Genomic DNA, 1,430 nt, shown 5'->3' with positions numbered 1-1,430 from the left:
AACATCCAGGATATCTATCCGTTGGCTCCGCTGCAGGAAGGGATCTTGTTCCATCACCTGATGAGCCAGAACGGCGACGCGTATCTGTTGCCTAGCCTGATCAGTTTCGACAGCCGCGAGCGACTCGACGGTTTCCTGGCGGCGTTGCAGGCGGTGATTTCACGCCACGACATCCTGCGCACGGCCGTGCTGTGGGAAGGACTGGAGTCCGCCTTGCAAGTGGTATGGCGCGAGGCGCCGTTGCAGGTGGAACTGGTTGCTTTTGACGACGGCGACGTCGCCGAGCAGCTGTCTGAGCGTTACGACCCACGTCATTACCGCATCGACGTGCGTGAGGCGCCGCTGATGCGCGGCTTCTACGCGCACGATCCTGCGCAAGATCGCTGGCTGCTGCGGGTTCTGGCGCATCACCTGGCGATCGACCACACGACGATGGAAATTTTGATCGATGAAATCCAGGCCACGCTGCAAGGCGAAGCCTTGGCGCCGGCGCTGCCGTTCCGTAATTATGTGGCGCAAGCGCGATTGGGCGTGTCGCAGGAGGAGCATGAAGGCTTCTTCCGCGACATGCTGGGCGACATCGACGAAACCACGGCGCCGTTCGGCCTGCTCGACGTGCAGGGTGACGGCAGTCTGATCGGCGAGGCGCATCGGGAAGTGGACGCGGCATTGGCAATCCGTATCCGCGAACAGGCGCGCAGCCTGGGCGTGAGCGCGGCTTCCGTGCTGCACCTGGCGTGGGCGCAAGTATTGTCGAAAGCATCGGGACGCGAGGCGGTGGTGTTCGGCACGGTGCTGTTCGGCCGGATGCAGGGCGGCGAGGGTGCGGACCGCACATTGGGCATGTTCATCAATACGCTGCCGCTGCGGCTGGATGTAGGCGTGCAATCGGTACGCGAGAGCGTGCTGGCGACCCATGCACGGCTGGCCGGACTGATGCGCCACGAACACGCATCGCTCTCGCTGGCGCAACGCTGCAGCGGTGTGGCGGCGCCGACGCCGTTGTTCTCGGCCTTGTTCAACTTCCGTCATACGACGCTGAACGATGCGACTGCGGACGACATGGTCAGTGCGGGCAACGGCTGGGACGGTATGGAAGTGCTGTCCGGCGAGGAGCGTACCAACTATCCGCTGACGATGTCGGTGGATGACCTTGGAACCCGCTTCCTGCTGACGGCGCAGGTGAGCGAGGGATTGGATGCCGGACGCATCTGCGCTTATCTGCACACGGCTCTGGAGCACTTGGTAACAGCGCTGGAAAGCGCGCCAACGACTGCGGTACGCACGCTGTGCGTGTTGCCTGTGGATGAAATCGAGCAGGTGCTGCTGGGATGGAATGACACGCGCATAGATTATCCGCAGCAAGGCTGCATCCACGAGCTGTTCGAACAGCAAGTCGCGGCCACGCCGGACGCGGTGGCGCTGGTGTT

1 protein-coding gene is annotated in these 1,430 nt (G+C 63.0%); it reads left to right on the top strand.

The window, feature by feature from the left end; genetic code table 11:
- Nucleotides 1-45: 45 nt before the first annotated feature.
- Nucleotides 46-1,430, top strand: a 1,385-nt coding sequence (locus tag AC1RMD_RS31185) for a condensation domain-containing protein (protein ID WP_492932747.1), incomplete at its 3' end; no start/stop codon positions are given.

Source organism: Duganella sp. GW822-FHT06D06 (genome assembly GCF_058799615.1).
The sequence above is the reverse complement of the archived record's forward strand: the minus strand, read 5'-3'. Positions and strand labels throughout refer to the sequence as shown.